The organism is Pigmentiphaga aceris, assembly GCF_008119665.1.
GTDB classification, from domain to species: Bacteria; Pseudomonadota; Gammaproteobacteria; order Burkholderiales; family Burkholderiaceae_B; genus Pigmentiphaga; species Pigmentiphaga aceris.
In genome coordinates this window covers 140413-157995 of the sequence record NZ_CP043046.1, presented here as the reverse complement: position 1 = coordinate 157995, position 17583 = coordinate 140413, and the positions used below count along the sequence as shown (strand labels likewise).

General features: G+C 64.4%; 16 protein-coding genes. 8 read left to right on the top strand and 8 right to left on the bottom strand.

What is annotated here, in order from left to right:
* Window position 1 precedes the first annotated feature (1 nt).
* The gene (locus FXN63_RS00705; protein ID WP_148811885.1) at window positions 2-1459 is read left to right on the top strand and encodes an N-acyl-D-amino-acid deacylase family protein; all 1458 of its coding nucleotides are present in this window, start codon (window positions 2-4) and stop codon (window positions 1457-1459) included.
* A 59-nt stretch (window positions 1460-1518) separates the two neighbouring features.
* On the opposite strand, the gene FXN63_RS00700 is transcribed toward FXN63_RS00705, so the two are convergent.
* The 3 genes from FXN63_RS00700 to FXN63_RS00690 all read right to left on the bottom strand — a co-directional run bounded on the left by FXN63_RS00700 (window position 1519) and on the right by FXN63_RS00690 (window position 4839).
* Window positions 1519-2319: an alpha/beta hydrolase family protein gene (locus FXN63_RS00700; RefSeq protein WP_148811883.1), complete on the bottom strand. Its 801-nt coding sequence runs from the start codon at window positions 2317-2319 to the stop codon at window positions 1519-1521.
* On the bottom strand, window positions 2303-3433 hold the full coding sequence (locus tag FXN63_RS00695) for a DUF3182 family protein (RefSeq protein WP_148811882.1): 1131 nt from the start codon (window positions 3431-3433) through the stop codon (window positions 2303-2305). Before FXN63_RS00695 ends, FXN63_RS00700 begins: the two co-directional genes overlap by 17 nt.
* Before the next feature lie 272 nt (window positions 3434-3705).
* Complete coding sequence (locus FXN63_RS00690; RefSeq protein WP_148811880.1) at window positions 3706-4839, bottom strand: DSD1 family PLP-dependent enzyme; 1134 nt, start codon at window positions 4837-4839, stop codon at window positions 3706-3708.
* Between the two features lie 90 nt (window positions 4840-4929).
* On the opposite strand from FXN63_RS00690, the gene FXN63_RS00685 reads away from it, so the two are divergent.
* Window positions 4930-5877, top strand: a complete 948-nt coding sequence (locus FXN63_RS00685) for a LysR family transcriptional regulator (protein WP_148811878.1) — start codon at window positions 4930-4932, stop codon at window positions 5875-5877.
* On the top strand, window positions 5874-6137 hold the full coding sequence (locus tag FXN63_RS00680; protein WP_148811876.1) for a hypothetical protein: 264 nt from the start codon (window positions 5874-5876) through the stop codon (window positions 6135-6137). Before FXN63_RS00685 ends, FXN63_RS00680 begins: the two co-directional genes overlap by 4 nt.
* A 4-nt stretch (window positions 6138-6141) precedes the next feature.
* On the opposite strand, the gene FXN63_RS00675 is transcribed toward FXN63_RS00680, so the two are convergent.
* On the bottom strand, window positions 6142-6858 hold the full coding sequence (locus FXN63_RS00675) for a M949_RS01915 family surface polysaccharide biosynthesis protein (RefSeq protein WP_148811874.1): 717 nt from the start codon (window positions 6856-6858) through the stop codon (window positions 6142-6144).
* Between the two features lie 184 nt (window positions 6859-7042).
* On the opposite strand from FXN63_RS00675, the gene FXN63_RS00670 reads away from it, so the two are divergent.
* Window positions 7043-9565: an alkaline phosphatase D family protein gene (locus tag FXN63_RS00670; RefSeq protein ID WP_148811872.1), complete on the top strand. Its 2523-nt coding sequence runs from the start codon at window positions 7043-7045 to the stop codon at window positions 9563-9565.
* Between the two features lie 141 nt (window positions 9566-9706).
* Here FXN63_RS00670 and FXN63_RS00665 read toward each other — a convergent pair whose 3' ends face one another.
* From FXN63_RS00665 to FXN63_RS00650, 4 genes are all read right to left on the bottom strand, one after another.
* Entirely contained in the window at window positions 9707-10378 is a 672-nt protein-coding gene (locus FXN63_RS00665; protein ID WP_148811870.1) for a hypothetical protein, read from the bottom strand.
* A 41-nt stretch (window positions 10379-10419) separates the two neighbouring features.
* Entirely contained in the window at window positions 10420-11436 is a 1017-nt protein-coding gene (locus FXN63_RS00660; RefSeq protein WP_148811868.1) for a serine hydrolase, read from the bottom strand.
* 164 nt (window positions 11437-11600) lie between these two features.
* Window positions 11601-12809, bottom strand: coding sequence for a CaiB/BaiF CoA transferase family protein (locus tag FXN63_RS00655; RefSeq protein ID WP_246164990.1), 1209 nt, complete (start codon window positions 12807-12809; stop codon window positions 11601-11603).
* Window positions 12810-12943: 134 nt separating this feature from the next.
* Entirely contained in the window at window positions 12944-13732 is a 789-nt protein-coding gene (locus FXN63_RS00650; RefSeq protein WP_148811866.1) for an IclR family transcriptional regulator, read from the bottom strand.
* Window positions 13733-13837: 105 nt separating this feature from the next.
* Between FXN63_RS00650 and FXN63_RS00645 the strand changes: the two genes are divergently transcribed.
* The 4 genes from FXN63_RS00645 (at window position 13838) to FXN63_RS00630 (ending at window position 17505) form a co-directional block, all read left to right on the top strand.
* Window positions 13838-14812, top strand: coding sequence for an amidohydrolase family protein (locus tag FXN63_RS00645; RefSeq protein ID WP_148811864.1), 975 nt, complete (start codon window positions 13838-13840; stop codon window positions 14810-14812).
* 12 nt (window positions 14813-14824) lie between these two features.
* Entirely contained in the window at window positions 14825-15826 is a 1002-nt protein-coding gene (locus FXN63_RS00640; RefSeq protein ID WP_148811862.1) for a Bug family tripartite tricarboxylate transporter substrate binding protein, read from the top strand.
* Between the two features lie 63 nt (window positions 15827-15889).
* Window positions 15890-16576: an RraA family protein gene (locus FXN63_RS00635; RefSeq protein ID WP_148811859.1), complete on the top strand. Its 687-nt coding sequence runs from the start codon at window positions 15890-15892 to the stop codon at window positions 16574-16576.
* Window positions 16573-17505: a hydroxyacid dehydrogenase gene (locus FXN63_RS00630; protein WP_148811857.1), complete on the top strand. Its 933-nt coding sequence runs from the start codon at window positions 16573-16575 to the stop codon at window positions 17503-17505. The genes FXN63_RS00635 and FXN63_RS00630 overlap by 4 nt, the downstream gene beginning before the upstream one ends.
* Window positions 17506-17583: the final 78 nt, after the last annotated feature.

Sequence of the window (17583 nt, the reverse complement as noted above, 5' to 3'; positions counted from 1 at the left end):
CATGGACCTCATCATTGAAGGCGGCACCGTCATCGACGGCAGCGGCGGCCCGCGCGTGCGTGCAGATGTCGGCATTGTTGATGGCGTGATCGTTGCCATCGGCGACCTGTACGACGCACCCGCCCACCAGCGCCACGACGCCAGCGGCCGCATCGTTGCACCGGGTTTCATCGACGCCCACACCCACGACGACCGCCTGTTGTTGCAGACTGCGCCAGGCCCACACCCCAAGCTGAGCCAGGGCGTGACCACCGTGATCACCGGCAACTGCGGCGTAAGCCTCGCACCCTTGCGCCTGGACGGCGTAGCACCGCCCGCACCGCTTGACCTGCTGGGCCGCGACGACTGGCATTTCGACCGCTTCAGCGACTATCTGGATGCACTCGATGCCTACGGCCCCGCCGTCAACGCCGCGTGTCTGGTCGGTCATTCCACCCTGCGTGTGCGCCACGTGGCCGACCTGGGCCGCGATGCCACGGCTGAAGAATGTGCACGCATGGCGGCCGATCTGGATGCGGCCCTGGATGCTGGTGCGCTGGGCATGTCGACCGGCCTGTACTACCCGCCGGCGCAAGCCGCCAGCACCGACGAAGTGATTGCCGTGGGCAGACCGTTGACGCAGCATCGCGGCATTGTCGCGATGCATCTGCGTGATGAAGGTGACGCCATCGACGACGCACTGCGCGAAGGTTTTCTGATCGGACGCAGCCTGGAGGTGGAAACTGTACTGTCGCATCACAAGCTGATCGGCAAACGCAATCACGGTCGCTCGATCGACACGCTGAACATGGTCGAACAAGCGGCCGCACAGCAGTCCTTGTGCATGGACTGCTATCCGTACCATGCGTCATCAACCATGTTGATTGCGTCGCGTGTGGGGCAGTCTTCGCAGGTGCTGGTCACCTGGTCCGAGGCCGATCCCAGCGCCGCAGGCCGGTCCTTGTTCGATCTGGCCAAAGAGCGTGGCGTTGCACCCGAAGCACTGGTCGCGCAGTTGTCCCCGGCCGGAGCCATCTACTTCGCGATGGACGAAGATGATGTCAGCCGCATTCTGGCTCACCCCTTGACCATGGTCGGTTCGGACGGCCTGGCGCATGACAAGGTGCCTCATCCACGCCTGTGGGGCACTTTCCCGCGCGTGCTGGGCCACTACGCACGTGAACGCCGTTTGTTCTCGTTGGAAACTGCCGTGCACAAGATGACCGGGCTGACCGCACGCCGCTTCGGCCTGCACAATCGGGGACTGCTGCAAGCCGGCCACGCCGCCGACCTGGTGGTGTTCGATGCCGCCACGGTGGCCGACCGCGCCACTTTTGAGGACCCGACGCAGCTGAGCGCCGGTATCGATGCCGTGTTCGTCAACGGCACCCTCGCCTGCCAGGCCGGACAGGTGGTGAATGCCCATGCGGGCCGGGTGTTGCGGCGTGGTGATCGGGCGGCGGGTCAGGGCGTACAGTAATCGGGCGATACGTGATCAGGTGATGTGCGATCAGCAGATGCAATGATCGCCAGCCCCGGTCACGTGCCCCCACCCGCCCCGCTTACCGCATTGGAACGCGACAGCTCCGCGTGGATGGTGCTGCCCAGGCGCGAGCCGATCACCATCTCGGTGGTCCAGTTCAACAAGATGGAGTTGTACGCGCGCTGGCTCAGCTCACCGGTCAGCGCGTGGTCGGCCCCATCCAGAATCCGGTGCGTGAGCGAATGCGACTTCACGAAGGCCGCCCGGTAATTCATGATGGTCTGATGCGGAATGTAGTCATCGTGCTCGGACTCGACAATCAGCACATCGCCCTCGAACTCCGCACACGCGGCCAAGGCGCGGTTATCCGCCGGGGCCACGACAGACCGCCGATACATCGCAATATCGTCGCGATCCAGTTGCCGCTTCGGCGTGTGCCAATGTGAATCCCGGTATAGCGCCGGCACGTGCAGCGCCAGCCACTTCACGGGTCGCAAGGTGGTCAGAATCGCAGACAGATATCCGCCATAACTGCTGCCCACCACTGCAATCGCCGAGGGATCGATGGACGGATGCGCCGCCAGCCGGTCGTAGGCCGCCAGCACATCCTGGAAATTCTCGTCACGCGACACCGTCTGGCGCTGCGTGCGCGTGCGCTCGTGGCCGCGCAGATCGAAGGTCAGACACACGCAACCCAGGCCAGACACGCCTTTGGCGCGCACCAAGTCACTTTGCTGGCTGCCGCCCCAACCGTGGACGAACAGCACACCCGGCATCTTGGTGCCCGGTGCCAGGAAGGTGCCGGCGATCTGCTCGCCATTGACCGCAATATCCAGCCCTTCACTCCGTGTTGCCATAAGCCTTCACTTCCACGTATTTGGTGATGAAGCCGACGTCTGCATCGTGCGCACGGAACAGCACGGTGGCACCCGGGGGCGGCACGCGGTGCTCACCGAATACTTCCACGCACGACGAACGCACCGCCCGCAGGCCGGGGGTGGAATGGAAGGCTTCCAGCGCCGCCACTTCGGCCGGGCTGGCACCGCCAATGCGCCACGACTGCTCCAGCACGCCGCTGCGCAACTTGCCTTCGTAGTCCTTGCCTTCCACCGTGTCGTAGTTGCGGCGCGATGCGAAGAACCCCGGGTAACACGTGTTGGCCGCCGCGTCGTAGACCTGTGCCTGCGCCACCGCATGACGCACGCCGGGTGGCAGGTCCAAGGCCATCAAGGCACCAAAACCACCCCGCACGACGATCAGGTCCGATCCGCCGTAAACCGTTTCACCGTCGTTGTCTTGAGTGAGCCGCTGCGTGCCGGTATAGGTGGCGGTCAGATCGCCCACATGGACCTGCCCGACGCTGTATGTCGTGACATCTTCCAGGTTCTGTTCCAGCACCACGCCGCCGACCGCCAGCTCGTCGTCCGCCAGACCATCGAGCATGGCGTCCAATGCCGCGACATCATCGACCACGGTCTGCGCCCGGCCGGCACTGGCGCTGGCCAGCTTGATCCGAACCGGTCCCTTGCCCAGCAGCTGGCGTCCGGCCAGCTTGGCATCGTCACGCGAGAAGGCCGAGAACCCCGGCAACACGGCCGCCCGCACGCGGGTGGCGAACTCGCCTGACCAGCCTTTGGGCGCATGTGCTTCGGGGCTGATCAGCGGGTGCGTGATCGCCTTGGTGGCCACGTAGGGCATAGGCACCACGCCGCCGAACAAATCGTTCTGATCGCTGATGCCCAGCATATGGGCCATGCCGGTGCCCACCAGCGTGGCACTCGGCACCAGGTAGACACGGCGACCGAAGTTGGCAGAGGCGTCGTACTGACCAGCGAAACCCATGCCCAGCAGCATGGCCAGACGTCGAGCCAGCTCGGCATGGACCACGCGTTCGTGGCTGGGCTCATGAGGACGGGCCGCGTAAGTCATCACCACGGCATGCGGGTTACCGCCTGATTGTTCGATTGTCATGCTTGCTCCCCAAGAGACTGCGCTCTGTTGAGCTAACGCTACCCGAATCAGCGACGGAAAAAATCCCTAATGCGTGAGAAATCTTAAACATGCAGCCGGGCGGATACAGCTCAAGCATATGGACGCAAGAATTGGCCCATTGCTGGTCCTTTGCTGGTCCTTTGCTGGTCCTTTGCTGGTCCTTTGCTGGTCCATTACTCGCCCATTACTGGCCCATTCCCGGACGGCGTGACAAGCTCGCCAGCCGTCCGCCTCGGCTGCTCAGACAGTGCTTACCAACCGTGCAGACGGCTCCAGCTTGCCACCTCGCCATCGGCCGACACGGCCTGATATTCCGGGAACTGCGCCCCCGTCGCGCACGCATGATTGGGCAGAATGCGCAGTTGCGTACCCAAGGGAAAACGAGCAACGATGTCGGTGTCCGCAGCCCCCTGGAAGGACACGGTGCCGTGCTCCTGGTTGGCAGCGCTGATCACATAGCCCGGCAGCACCGTGCCATTGGCCGTACACACCTGCCCGTAGCCGTAATCCTGCGCCTGTTTCTGGGTGCCACGGTCGCGGCTCATCGCCATCCAGCCGGCATCCACAATCGCCCAGCCCTTGTCGGCCTGGTGACCGATCACGGTGGTCAATACACTCAGCGCGATCTCGTCTTTGCTGCACACGCCGACGCCGTGCATCACCAGGTCGAAGAACACATACACGCCGGCACGCACTTCGGTCACGCCCGCCAGATCGCGGGCTTCCAGGGCGGTTGGGGTAGATCCCACACTGACCACGTCGCAGGGCAAACCCGCCGCACGCAGACGCTCGGCGGCGTGCACGCAACCGGCACGCTCCTGCTCGGCCATCGCAGCCAAGGCCTCGGGTGTGTTCAGGTCATAGCTGGAACCGGCGTGGGTAATCACGCCGCCCAATCGCATGCCACCGTCATGCAAGGCACGGCCCACATCCAGTAACGCGGCTTCGGTCGGCTTGATGCCCGAGCGATGATCGTCGGTGTCGATCTCGATCCAGACCTCGAAAACTTCACCGTGCGCGCGGCCGAAGTCGGCAATCGCAGTGGCCGAGGCCACGCTGTCGGTGATGATCTTCAGATCGCAGCCCTGCTTGCGCAGCGCCAGCGCCTGCGGCAAACGATGTGCCGCCATGCCCACGGCGTACAGAATATCGGTGATGCCATCGGCGAAACACTGCTCGGCTTCTTTCAGCGTGGACACCGTGATGCCGCGCGCACCTGCTTCGATCTGCGCACGGATCACCGGGGTGGACTTGCTGGTCTTCACATGCGGCCGAAAACGCACGCCCAGGCTGTCCATGCGCTGCTGCATGCGCTGGATGTTGTGCTGCATGCGCGGCAGGTCGATAAGGGCAACGGGGGTGGAAAGCGTGGCGAGCGTGGTCATGGATGGCCTCTTGAGTTCAGCGTTTCACTGTAGTGCCTGCCGATGCAGCTGTGCTTCAATGCAACAACATCAATCGTTAAGCTGCGCTGAATGATCCGACTGGAAGACCTTCAGCTTGCTGCCGCGTTGGCACAGGCACCGTCACTGAGCGCAGCGGCACGCGCGCTCAATGTCACACCGCCTGCGCTGTCGATGCGGCTGCGCAAACTGGAAACCACGCTTGGGCTGGCGCTGGCCAATCGCAGCGCCCGCAGGCTCAGCCTGACGCCCGAAGGCGAACGTTTCGCGCAAGAAGCTGCCGCACTGCTGGCGCAGCTGGAAGCACTGCCTGAATCCTTCCAGCGCGAAGACCGCCAGCTAAGCGGCACCCTGCGCATCTCTGCCCCCTTCGGTTACGGCCGCCAGCACATCGCCCCCTTGCTGGCGCGCTTCGCCAGCCTGCATCCTGGCCTGCAACTGCAATTGGATCTGCGCGAAACGCCCTGGCCGGACAGGCACGACAGCGACGCCGTGATCCATATCGGCACCGTGCGGGACTCGTCCTGGATTGCACGCACCCTGGCACCGAACGCGCGCTGGCTATGCGCCAGTCCGGCGTATCTGCGCGCCGCCGGCACCCCGCTTGAACCGCGCGAGCTGCTGGCCCATCGCTGCATCTGCATCCGCGAAAACGAAGAAGACGCAACACTCTGGCACCTGCGGCGTATGACTGAGGACAGCACCCGCCGCAGCCCCACACGCGAGACCGTTCGCATCGCGCCCGCCTTCACCACCAACGACGGCAGCGTCGCCCGGCAATGGGCGGAACAGGGGCTGGGCCTGGTGTTGCGATCGGAGTGGGACGTGGCTGAATCCGTCGCGCGCGGCACCCTGGTGCGGGTGCTGGCAGACTGGCAGTTCGACAGCGCCCCGGTCACCTTGCTGGTGCCGACCCGCAAAGGGCGAACCGCGCGTGTGCAGGCCTTGCTGCAGTGCTTCGATGACAGTTATGGAGACGGCGCGTCTCGGGGTGGAAAGGATCAGGGCAAGCAACGATGAAAACGATCAATATGCGCTGGGTGGCTGCCGGCATCGCGCTGGTGATCGGCGGCGCAGTGTTTGCCGAACTGATGGATCGCGGCCATGAACCGATCGCCGGCGTGGTGCTGGCCCTGGTTCTGGGCAGCGCCGGCTACGGCGCGTGGCGCGCATGGCAACAAGGTGCCTGGCTGCCGCTGGGCGTGATGCTGGTCACGCCAGTGTCGGGCGTGGTGTTGTGGATGGCGGTGGCTTTGCAGGAAGCGTTGAAGGCAGCCTGACCGCTCACCACAGCTCCACCACTTTCACCTGCTGCCAGACCTTGTCCAGATGCCGTTTGAACACCGCGTTCTCGGGCAGCAGCAAGGCCTTGTCGGGCGTGTTCTTGCCCCCCATCGATGGCTGGCCCGGGAACTGGAGTTCAGTCTCGCCACGCAGCGCCAGCTTGGTCTCGCCTTGTCGCAAGATGACCTTCAGCACAGCCGGATCGACACCGCCGCCGCAGAAGGTCGCATAAGGCACGGTCACCTCGGCCATCCCGTTGCGATCCAGGTCGGTCACCGTCACGCCCTTGCTCAGAAACTGCGCAGCCCCGTCCAGACCAGGACAATCGACCCCGTCCTTGATGGTCCATGCCGGCTGCCAACCGGTGGGCGTCTCTTCGTAATACGTCACCAGCAGGTCAAAGCGTTCATTGCGCTTGGGGTCAGGCATTTCGCGCGATGGTCCTTCGATGCGGGTCAGCGTCAGAATATGGCGACCACTGATGTCCAGCACCTGACGTGCCTCGACCAATCCGGCAGGCGGTTTGAAGGACGCGGATGCAAAGAAGGCAGCATCGGCAGGCGCGGACTTCACCACACTTGGGTCAGCGTGTGCGACGCCGATACCGACAGAGACACAGGCCAACAACGCCGCCGCACTGACCCATCGCACTCGCGCGGCGTTGGCGACTTTATCCAGCGCCCCTGCACCCACCCGCTCAGCCAACTGTTTGCCCACGCGCGATCTCCCGGAAAAGGTGATCGAGCTTATCGCAGTCAGGCTGAGCACCGCGATGGCCGCAGGCGCATAACACGCAGCCTGTCACGATAGTTACATACCCCGTCTCTACGCTTGCGCCACCCAACAAACCGGGCAGGCGCGAATCCATCCCATGCCGGCCCGTCGTCACCCGGAGTCCGCCATGGATCGTCGTAAATTTCTCAAGGTCGGTGGTTTTCTCACCGCGTCCGTCGCCACGCTTGGCCTGGCAGGCTGCGGAGGTGGTGATGACGACACGCCCATCGCGCCGCCGGAAAGCAACCCGCTGGCTACCGGTGCCAACTGGAAATTCCCGCAAAGCGTGGCCTCGGGTGACCCAAGCAGCGGCGGCATTCTGTTGTGGACACGCGTGGTGCCCAGCACCGCCGACGATGTTCGCAGCGATGCAGCCGGCAAGGACTTCAGCATCAAGCTGCGCGTGACCGCCACCGACAACGCCAGCCTGCTGGGCAGCAACACCGCCTTGAACGGCACCCTGGCTGTCGACGCCACCATCCCGGTATTTGCCCGCTACGATCACACCATTCGCCACAAGGTGTCGGGCCTGGAAAGCGGCAAGACCTACTTCTACCAATTCGTCGCAGGCGATGCGCGCTCGAAGGTCGGCCGTTTCAAGACGGCACCGGCAACCGACGCGGCCGTGTCGCAACTGCGCTTTGCGTTTGCGTCCTGTCAGGATTGGAGCATCAACCACTGGGCTGCCTACGAATACATGGCCGCCAACGAAGCACTGGACTTCGTGGTGCACCTGGGCGACTACATCTACGAGACGGTTGGCGAAGCCTTCCAGACCGGCCAGGTCGAAGCCCGCCACACCACCCTCGTGTTGCCCGACGGCGTATTCAAGCAAGGCACATCGGGCGCGAAGTACGCCAGCACCCTGGCCGACTATCGCTACCTGTACAAGATGTACCGCAGCGACAGCCGCCTGCAGGCCGTGCACGAACGCTTTGCGTTCATCGCCACCTGGGACGACCACGAGTTCACCGACGACGCCTGGCAAGACGCCGAGACCTACGACAACGGCAGCTTCAGCGCGACCACCGGTGGCGACAATACCCGCCAGCCGCAACGCCGCCGCAGCGCAAGCCAGGCCTGGTTCGAATTCATGCCGGCCGATATCAGCTTTGATGAAACTGCCAGCGGCATCGACAACATCCGCATCTACCGCGAATTGCGCTTCGGTACGCTCGCCCACCTGGTGATGACCGACGAACGCCTGTATCGCTCGGATCACATGGTGCCCGAGGCCGCCACCAACCCCGCCACCGGCACACAGCTGGGTTCCGTGGGCTCGCGCTACATGGTGCCGGAAGCCACCTTGTACGGCGCGGAAGCCCAGCGTATTGCGGCGGCCACGGCCGCAGGGGTAGACCCGTTGACCCGCGTCAGCATGCTGGGCAACACGCAACGCCAATGGTGGCAACGCACCATGCAAGCCTCGCCCGCCACGTGGAAACTGTGGGGCAATGAAGTCTCGTTGATGCGCATGGGCCTGGACGGCACCACTGCCGTTGGCACCTTGCTGGCGCTCAATTCAATCACCACGGTGGCCACCAACATCGGTACCGCCAGCGCAGCGACGGGCGGCAATGTGCCAGCAGCATCGGTCATCGTCGCAGCGGTCACGTCGGGTGCCACCCAGGCGATTGGCGGGGCAGCTGCAACCGCAGTGGCAACAGCCGACGCAACGGGCGGCAATCTGGTCACCGCAGGCACGTCTGCCGGTTTGAGCGCCAGCCAGGCCGCACTCGCCGCCGCAGCCTACACGGCGGCCAAGGCAGCGACCGGTGCCACGGCACAAGCCGCTGCTGCCGCACAACAGATCGCATTCGGTTTCATCAAGCCCGACATCATCGCCAAGCAAGGTGCATCGAGCTTCGTGGTGGCGTCCGGCATGCAGGCCGCGCTTACGCCCTTCTTTGCCAAGTTCCTGCTCAACGCCGACCAGTGGGACGGCTACGATGCAGAGCGCCGCGCACTGATGGCCACGCTGAAAAGCAACAACGTGCGCAACGTGGTCGCGCTCACCGGTGACATCCATTCGTTCTTCGCCGGCACCGTGAACGACGACTTCAAGGCCACCGGTGGCGGCACGCCAGTGATGGTCGATCTGGTCACCGCCGGCATCAGCTCCGACTCGTTCTATTCCTACCTGGCAAGTGCCGTGGGCGAACTGTCGTCAGCGCTTGGCACCCTGGTGTTCCAGACCTTGTCCATTCCGCTGCCAGGCGGCCTGGGCACGCTCAGCCTGCGCATCAACCTGCTTGATTTCACGATGGGCAAGACGCTGGCCTCGGTCGATGAACTGGCCGAACAACTGCGTGTGCGTCTGCGTGGTGAATTGAGCATCAAGGGCGTGCCCGCCGCGCAGCTGGATGCCACCACCAACACGGTGCTGGCTGGCCTGAAAGCCACACCCGATTTCAGTGTGACGCTGTTCGGTCTGGCGCAACAACTGTCCGGTCTGAACAACAATCCGTGGATGAAACACCTGAATACCGACGCGCAAGGCTACGCTGTCGTGACGCTGACCGCCGACAAGCTGGTCTGCGACTTCAAACAGGTCAATCGTCTGGTGGATGGCAAGGCACCGACCGACGTGATCGCCCGGGTGCGCACCGCCACGGTTGCGCGCGATCAGGCTGCGGTGACAATGAGCTGATAACACCCAGCTATACCACCCGCCAACACCGTATTACCAAGTTGACGCAAGGCCAGTGGACGGTCCGCGTGACTGTAAGCGAGAACCCCCTCACTCACAGTTTCGTGGACCGCACCAAGGGTCCTGGCGCTCAAGCGCCATTCACATCTGCTCGCCCAGCCACGCGCCGTAGATGAACACCGGCACCAGCCCCAATACGCCCTCGATCCCGAACAGCGCCGTGCCACGCGGCACGCCCGGTTCCGATTCGGCACGTGCACCCAGCCGCGCCGACAGGCGGTTGGTACACAACACCACCAATGCCCCAATGGCCAGCCCGCCCAACGCGTAGGCATAACCAGGCCAGAGCGCGACCCGGTCCAGCACCGGCACGGCGTTCGAGGTATTGACCAGACGAATGGAAAAGACCAATGCAGCAATGCCGACAAAGCAGGTTCGGTAGGCAGCAATCCGGCTCAGATACGGCGTGAATCGGCTCAGTATCCAGGCGACGAACACCGCCACGATCATCTTGAATGTCGGCCCCGGTGCATCTACCAGCATGCTCCACGGGAAACGCCATGCGGCCTGATCGCCCAAGCCAAATATCAGCGGCGACAAGGTCAGGATCAACACACTCATGGCGGCCGCCTGGATAAACGGCGTCAGCATCAAGTAGATGCCGCCGATGCTCCGCGATTCCTCGGGGCCTGCCACGGCACGCAAGACCATCAAGCGCGGAAGACCTGTCACCACCAGCCACAGCACGATGCAGACCCAGGTTTCCCAGTGCGCGAACGTCGCCAGGCCTTCGTTTACCGCGTTCCAGAACATGGTTGATTCTCTTGGTGGGGATGGAAATCAGCGATGGAAATTCAGACCGTGCTGCATGCCGTGGCAACCGCACGGCCCACATCAGCCAGCACCATCGCACGCTCGGCATCCGCGCCCGCAGCGTTGCGCAAGAACGCCGCCACCAGGACGGGGCGGCCGGCTGGCGACGTTGCCAACACAGCATGATTGGTCGAGGTCGTGCGCCCGGCCACCGTCGGCCCGGTGCCCGAACGCGAGGCCACCGACCAGCCCGCACCCAGGCCAGCCGTGATGCGATTCGGCGTCAAGGTACTGCGCTGCCAGCCGTTCATCACGATGCTTGTGGCCTGCGCACCCAGCAGGCTGCCACCCGCCAGCCGACGGGCGAAGTCTGCGTAGGCGGTGGGCGTCGTGCGATCACGCGGGTCGGCCAGCCAGGCCTCGTAGTGAAGACGCGATTCGGCCTCGGTCTGGGCAGCATTGAAGGGGGCGTACAGTTCCCGCATCGTGCGGTCCACCCGCATGTCTGCGACCGACCAGCGGCGCAGATCGGCATTGATGACCGATGGCCCGCCCACCAATGCCATCAGGCCATCACAGGCGGCATTGTCGCTATACAGCAGGATCGCTTCCAGCAGACGTTCCACGCTGGCCGTCTGGTCTCCTTGCTCGCGCAGGGCCACATCCAGCGGCCCCACGCCGCCTGGGCGCGTGGCTTGCGACAGCGCCACCAGCGTCTGCAAGCCAAACGCCCCTTGCTCGATGCGATATGCCACCGAGGCCGCCACCACCAGCTTCACCATGCTGTGCAGCGGAAAGGAATCGTCTGCGCGTACCGCACAACTGGCACCACCGACCAGATCGATGACGCTTACCCCCAAGTCACCGTTGGCCCGCGCAGCGATGTCTTGCAGCGCGGGCAGCAAGGCATTGATGCGGCACACGTTGGGAGGCAGGGAGCTTGAAGCAGTAACCGGCGCGGCCGTTGCAGACAGCATGGCCCCGGGCCAGATTGCAAACGGTGCAATACCCCCGGCCAGATGCAGGAAACCACGGCGAGACAAGCTGAAACGGGACATGGAAAACCGATGGAAAACGGAATGCGCATTCTACGGATGCGGCGCTCAGATACCGGCGCAGCATCGCCGACAGACGCAATTAACAGTATCCCATCCGACAACGCAAACAACCCAAGGGACCCAACACCCCCATGCAGTCGGGATCGGCCCTCACCGCGCAATCGCTAGATCGTGCCTGCATCGCGCATGTGCGCAATCTCGTCGGCCGAATATCCCACCGCGCTCAACACCTCGTCGGTGTGCCCGCCCAATTCAGGCGCGGGGCGTTGAATGGCACACGGGGCCTGCGCAAACTTGATCGGGAAACCCAGCATTCTGATCGTGCCATGCCCTGGGTGCGGCACATCGATGGCCATCTCCTGATCTTGCACCTGCGGATCGTCGAACACCTGATCCAGCGACAGCACACTGCCACAAGGCACGCCCCAGCGGTTCAGCCGCTCGATCCAGTATTCGCTGGTCTCTTGCAGCGTGCGCGCTTCCAGCAAAATCTTGATCGCCTCGCGATTGCGAAAACGCAGGGCGTTGGTGGCAAAGTCGGGGTGCTCTTTCAGGTGCTGCAAATCCAGCGCATCCAGCACCTTGAAGTAGAAGGTGTCGTTGCTGGGCGCAATCGCCACTTGCCCGTCACGCGTGCGGAACATACCGTAAGGCGATGCAATGCCGTGGTCGTTGCCGGTGCGTGGTGGCAGCTTGCCGCTGGCAAAGTAATTCACAGCCTGGAAGCTCAGCAGGCTCACCATGCTGTTCAACAGGCTGACACTGACGCTGTCCCCTTCGCCCGTGCGTTCACGCCGCAGCAAGGCGGTGGTGACCGCCAGCGCCCCATACAGACCAGCCGTCAGGTCACTGATCGGCGGTCCCGCGCGCAAGGGCGGGCCGTCTGCTTCACCGTTCAAGCTCATGAATCCGCTCATGGCCTGCGCGATGAAATCGAATGCAGGCCGATCACGGTACGGGCCGCTGGTGCCAAACCCGTTGATGCTGCAATGGACGATATCGGGCTTGAGTTGCTTCAGCCGTTCCGGTCCGAAGCCCATCTTTTCCATGATGTCGGGACGGAAGTTTTCGATCACCACATCGCACGTTGGAATCAGCCGCGCCAGCACGTCCTTGCCAGCCTGGCTGTACAGGTCGAGCGTGATCGATTTCTTGTTGCGGTTGTAGTTGGCGAAGTACCAGCTCAGCCCTTCTTTCAACTCACCCTGCATGCGCACCGGATCACCGGTTTCGCGCGGTTCCACCTTGATGACCTCGGCCCCCATGTCGGCCAGCAGCGCAGAGCAGAACGGACCGGAAATGATGCGGGTCAGATCAAGCACGCGGATGTTCGACAAGGGCATGTCGGCATGCAAGGCAGAAGCAGAAGGCATAGTCATCCCGGACAGTTCAGCGGCGGCACGGGCAGAGGCAGGAGCACCACACGCAGCATACCCACAGGTGGCATCGGCAAGCGCGGGTCACTGCCAGGATGTGGCGCACGTCTTGCCGATCGGCCACCAGGCCATCAGCTGGGATACCAGGTCGAGACGACTTTGGGTGTGGCAGGCACTGCTGCCCCCGCCAGGGCATAGGAAAGACGGTTCGCGGCATCGATGACCGACTTGGCATGGCCTTCCAGCACTTCCTCGGTCAGGCGCGATTCGGGGCCTGAAATGCAGACCGATCCAAGCAGTTTCCAGCTGGCACCGAACACCGGCGCAGACACCGTCGCCACGCCCCGCTCACGCTCACCGATCGACATGCAATAGCCACGCTGGCGGATGCGCTCGTAGACCTCGCCGCGCTGGCCCGAGAACGCCAGAATCACGCGGCCCGGCGACCCCTTGTCCAGCGGCAAGGCCTCGCCCATGCGGACGTGGTGCCGAAGTGGTTGCACGCCTTCGACGCGCACCAGGCACGTCCTGAACTCGCCCTCGCGCACATAGAAGGCCGCGCTTTCGCCCGTCACTTCCGACAGTTTGCGCAGCATGGGTTCGACCACATCCTGCACGTCGAAACCGGACTGGTAACGCGCACCCAGCCAGCCTGCGGCCGGCCCCAGCCGCCAGCCGCCGTCGTCGCTGGGCACCATGTACCCGGACATTGCCAGCGTGCGTGCAATGCGCAGCACCGTGGTCTTGTGCAGGCCGCACCGCCGGCTGAGTTCAGCCAGGGACAGCTGCGACTCGCCAAGCGCAAACGACTCCAGCAGGCGGATGGCACGCGTGACCGCAACCACCTGCCCGGTGCTTGGGTCTTCGTCTGGCGGCGTGTGCTCAGCGGTGGCGGAACGCCAGGGTTTGCTGTTTCGCATATCGGTCCTGGTTTCGTCTGTCGAAACACCATTGTACTTAATGAAACGCATATTTAAAGTCCTCCACAAGTCTGCGGCACAGCGGACTACTTGGAGAAGACAGACATGCCACCCCTTCACGGAGTGCGGCCTCGTGCGCCCTCGGCAAACGTAGCGCCCGCCGCCAGACCCGATCTCACACCCGACGCCGTGCCCTTTTCGGCCGGCACGCATCGCCCCCTTGCGGCCTTGCCCGCAGATGCCTGCGACTGCCATATCCATGTTTACGACAAGCGATATCCGACTGCGGTCGGCGCGCGACTGTCGCCACCCGACGCGTCCATTGCCGACTATCAGCGCTTGCAGGCACGCATCGGCACCACACGCGCCGTGCTGGTCACGCCCTCCACCTACGGTACCGACAACCGCTGCATGCTCGACGGCCTGGCTGCGCTGGGCGCGCAGGCACGCGGCGTAGCCGTCATCGACGGCAGCGAAAGCGACGCCGAACTGCAAGGTCTGGACGACCTGGGCGTGCGTGGCGTGCGCCTGAACCTGTCGCTGGGCGTGACTGGCTCGATCGACGCACTGCAACCCCTGGCGCACCGCATTGCCGACCTGGGTTGGCATCTGCAACTGCTGATGGCACCCGATCTGCTTGCTGGCGCAAGCGCGGTGTTGCGCCGCCTGCCGGTGCCGCTGGTGTTCGACCACTTTGGCCGCATCGCCCCCGCACAGGTCGGTACCCACCCCGCCCATGCATTGCTGCTGGACCTGCTTGCCGAAGGCCGGGCCTGGATCAAGTTGTCTGGCGGCTATCTCGTCAGCCCGATCCACACCACCGACGACCTCGCGCTGCATCCCCTTGCCTCCAGTTATCTCGCCGCTGCGCCCGACCGGGTGCTCTGGGGCAGTGACTGGCCCCATGCCACCGCCTCGGCCGGCGCGCAGCCCATGCCCGACGACGCCCGCCAAGTCGACTGCCTTGCCGAATGGATTCGCAGCACCGGCACCGGCAACACCGCCACCCTGCATCGCGTGCTGGTGGACAACCCCCAGGCCCTGTACGGCTTTGCGCCGGCCGAGCCGTCATCTCACTGAGAGGTCAGGACCATGCAAACGAGATTTCCCGCATTGCTGTCGCGCAGGCAGTTGTTGATCGGCGCGGCTGCCCTCGCCGCATCGACCGCAACCGGTGCGTGGGCCCAGAGCACCTGGCCCGCCGGACGCAACATCACCTGGGTGGTGCCCTACCCGCCGGGTGGCAGCACCGACGTGCTGGGACGTGCCATCGCGCAGCACCTTGGCACTGTGTTGAACAACACCGTCATCGTGGACAACCGCGCGGGTGCCACCGGCACCATCGGTGCCGCCAGCGTGGCCCGATCGGCACCCGACGGCTACACGCTGCTGGGTACCTCCATCGGCCCGCAGGCCATCGCTCCGCACCTGATGGGCAAGCTGCCCTATGACCCGATCGAAGGCTTCGCGCCGGTCATCATCGTCGGCACCATCCCCCACGTGCTGGTGGTGGGCACGAACCAGCCCTTCAAGACCGTTGCCGATCTGGTGGCGGCCGCCAAGGCGCAGCCCGGCAAGCTTTCCTACGCCTCGGGTGGCAACGGCACCGTCCTGCACATGCAGGGTGAACTGTTCCGCCAGCAGACCGGCATCCAGACCATTCACGTCCCCTACAAGGGCGACACCCCCGGCCTGCAGGACACCTTGGGCGAACAGGTGAACTTCATGTTCGCCCCCGTCGCCGCTGCCCTGCCGCACATCCAGGGTGGCCGCCTGCGTGCGCTGGCCGTGACTTCAGCCGCCCGCCTCAAGTCCTTGTCGTCAGTCCCGACCATGGAAGAAGCCGGCTTCAAGGACTTCGTGGTCGAGCAGTGGCAGGCCGTGTTTGCCCCGGCCGGCACGCCCGCCGCCGTCGTAGAACGCCTGAATCGCGACATCAATGCCTCGTTGAAGGACCCGGCCGTGGTCACGCTGGCCGACCGCTTGAACGTCACCTTGGTCGGCGGCACACCGCAGCAGCTGGGCAGCCTGCAACGCGCGGATTCGGCCAAGTGGGCCGAGGTCATCCGCAAGGGAAACATAAAAGCCGAATGACACCAGGCCACATCGCTTGCCGCCCTTCCCGCATCCATCCTTCTTTCAAAGAGTGAACACACCATGAGCCAACTTCCCGAGATCGTCCGTGAATTCGACCGCGTCGCACAAGACGTCGTGGCCAAGGCCGGCACTTTCCAGGCTGCCATCCTGGCCGACGTAGCCGGCCGCCGCGGCACCATGCATGCCCGCGTCACCGCCGTTGACCCGAAGCTGACGCTTGCCGGTCCCGCCTTCACCGTCGAAGTGCGTCCTGGCGACAACCTGATGATCCACGCCGCCATCGCGCTGGCCAAACCCGGCGACGTGCTGGTGATCGACGGCAAGGGCGACCAGACCGCTGCGCTGATGGGCACGCTGATGCTCAGCGCATGCAAGAAGCTGGGCCTGGCCGGCGTGGTAGTCGATGCCGCCATCCGCGACAAGCTGGAACTGCTTGACCTGGGCTTCCCGGTGTTCAGCGCCGGCTTCAACCCGGCCGGCCCGACCAAGTACGTGCCCGGTCGCATCAACCACCCGATTTCCGCTGGCGGCGTCACCGTCAACCCGGGTGACCTGATCGTTGGCGACGCCGACGGCGTGGTGGTCATCGAACGCGAAAAAGCCCCGGGCATGCTGGCCCTGGCCGACAAGAAAGTTGCCGACGAAGCCGCTCGCCTGGAAGCCATCGCACGCGGTGACACCGCGTCGAAGTGGCTGCCGGCCGCCCTGCGCGCTGCGGGCGTGCTGAAGGAAGGTGAATCGCTGTGAGCACCATTCTGGTAACCGGTGCCGACCTGGCCCCCCAGGCCCTGGCCCTGCTGAAAGACTTCGAGGTGGTCTACGCCGGCAAGACGCCGACCGAAGAAGACCTGGTGTCACTGAACAAACAACACGACCCGGTGGCGATCATCGTGCGCTACGGCAAGGTTGGCGCAGCCGTGATGGACGCCGCCCCGTCGCTGAAAGTGATCTCCAAGCACGGCAGCGGCACCGACACCATCGACAAGGTCGCGGCCAAGGCGCGCGGCATCGAGGTGGTGGCAGCCGCTGGCGCCAACGCCGCCGCCGTTGCCGAGCAATCGCTGGCGCTGCTGCTGGCATGCGCCAAGTCGGTCGTGCCGCTGAACGCACGCCTGCACGCCGGCCACTGGGACAAGGCCACGCACAAAAGCCTGGAACTGGGTGGACGCACCGTCGGCCTGGTGGGCCTGGGTGCGATCGGCCAGCGCTTTGCCAAGATGGCCGACGCCATGGGCATGCGGGTGCTGGGCTTCGACCCATATGCCAAGAACCTGCCCACCTATATCCAGCCCGCCGATCTGGACACCATCTGGCGCGAGTCCGATGTCGTGTCGCTGCATTGCCCGCTGACCGATGACAACCGCAACCTGATCAATGCCGACACGCTGGCCAAGTGCAAGCGTGGCGTGATCGTGGTCAACACCGCACGCGGCGGTCTGATCGACGAAGCCGCGCTGCTGGCGGCAGTGCAATCGGGTCAGGTGGCCAGTGCCGGGCTCGACAGCTTTGCGGTGGAACCCATGACGGCGGGCCACCCGTTCCAGGGACAGGACCGCATCATCCTCAGCCCGCACATCGGCGGTGTGACCACCGATGCCTACGTGAACATGGGCGTGGGCGCGGCAAACAACCTGCTGACGGTGCTGGCGCAGCGTGCTGCAGCCACTGCGGCCTGATCCACCCAGGCAAGCGACGCGGCTGGCGAAGACCAGCCGCGCAATTTCAGGAGACGACATGAACACCCCCTACGCCCC

Coding starts and splice junctions, on each gene's coding strand:
- FXN63_RS00705 (WP_148811885.1), top strand. CDS start 2: ATGGACCTCATCATTGAAGGCGGCACCGTCATCGACGGCAGCGGCGGC.
- FXN63_RS00700 (WP_148811883.1), bottom strand. CDS start 2,319: ATGGCAACACGGAGTGAAGGGCTGGATATTGCGGTCAATGGCGAGCAG.
- FXN63_RS00695 (WP_148811882.1), bottom strand. CDS start 3,433: ATGACAATCGAACAATCAGGCGGTAACCCGCATGCCGTGGTGATGACT.
- FXN63_RS00690 (WP_148811880.1), bottom strand. CDS start 4,839: ATGACCACGCTCGCCACGCTTTCCACCCCCGTTGCCCTTATCGACCTG.
- FXN63_RS00685 (WP_148811878.1), top strand. CDS start 4,930: ATGATCCGACTGGAAGACCTTCAGCTTGCTGCCGCGTTGGCACAGGCA.
- FXN63_RS00680 (WP_148811876.1), top strand. CDS start 5,874: ATGAAAACGATCAATATGCGCTGGGTGGCTGCCGGCATCGCGCTGGTG.
- FXN63_RS00670 (WP_148811872.1), top strand. CDS start 7,043: ATGGATCGTCGTAAATTTCTCAAGGTCGGTGGTTTTCTCACCGCGTCC.
- FXN63_RS00665 (WP_148811870.1), bottom strand. CDS start 10,378: ATGTTCTGGAACGCGGTAAACGAAGGCCTGGCGACGTTCGCGCACTGG.
- FXN63_RS00660 (WP_148811868.1), bottom strand. CDS start 11,436: ATGTCCCGTTTCAGCTTGTCTCGCCGTGGTTTCCTGCATCTGGCCGGG.
- FXN63_RS00655 (WP_246164990.1), bottom strand. CDS start 12,809: ATGCCTTCTGCTTCTGCCTTGCATGCCGACATGCCCTTGTCGAACATC.
- FXN63_RS00650 (WP_148811866.1), bottom strand. CDS start 13,732: ATGCGAAACAGCAAACCCTGGCGTTCCGCCACCGCTGAGCACACGCCG.
- FXN63_RS00645 (WP_148811864.1), top strand. CDS start 13,838: ATGCCACCCCTTCACGGAGTGCGGCCTCGTGCGCCCTCGGCAAACGTA.
- FXN63_RS00640 (WP_148811862.1), top strand. CDS start 14,825: ATGCAAACGAGATTTCCCGCATTGCTGTCGCGCAGGCAGTTGTTGATC.
- FXN63_RS00635 (WP_148811859.1), top strand. CDS start 15,890: ATGAGCCAACTTCCCGAGATCGTCCGTGAATTCGACCGCGTCGCACAA.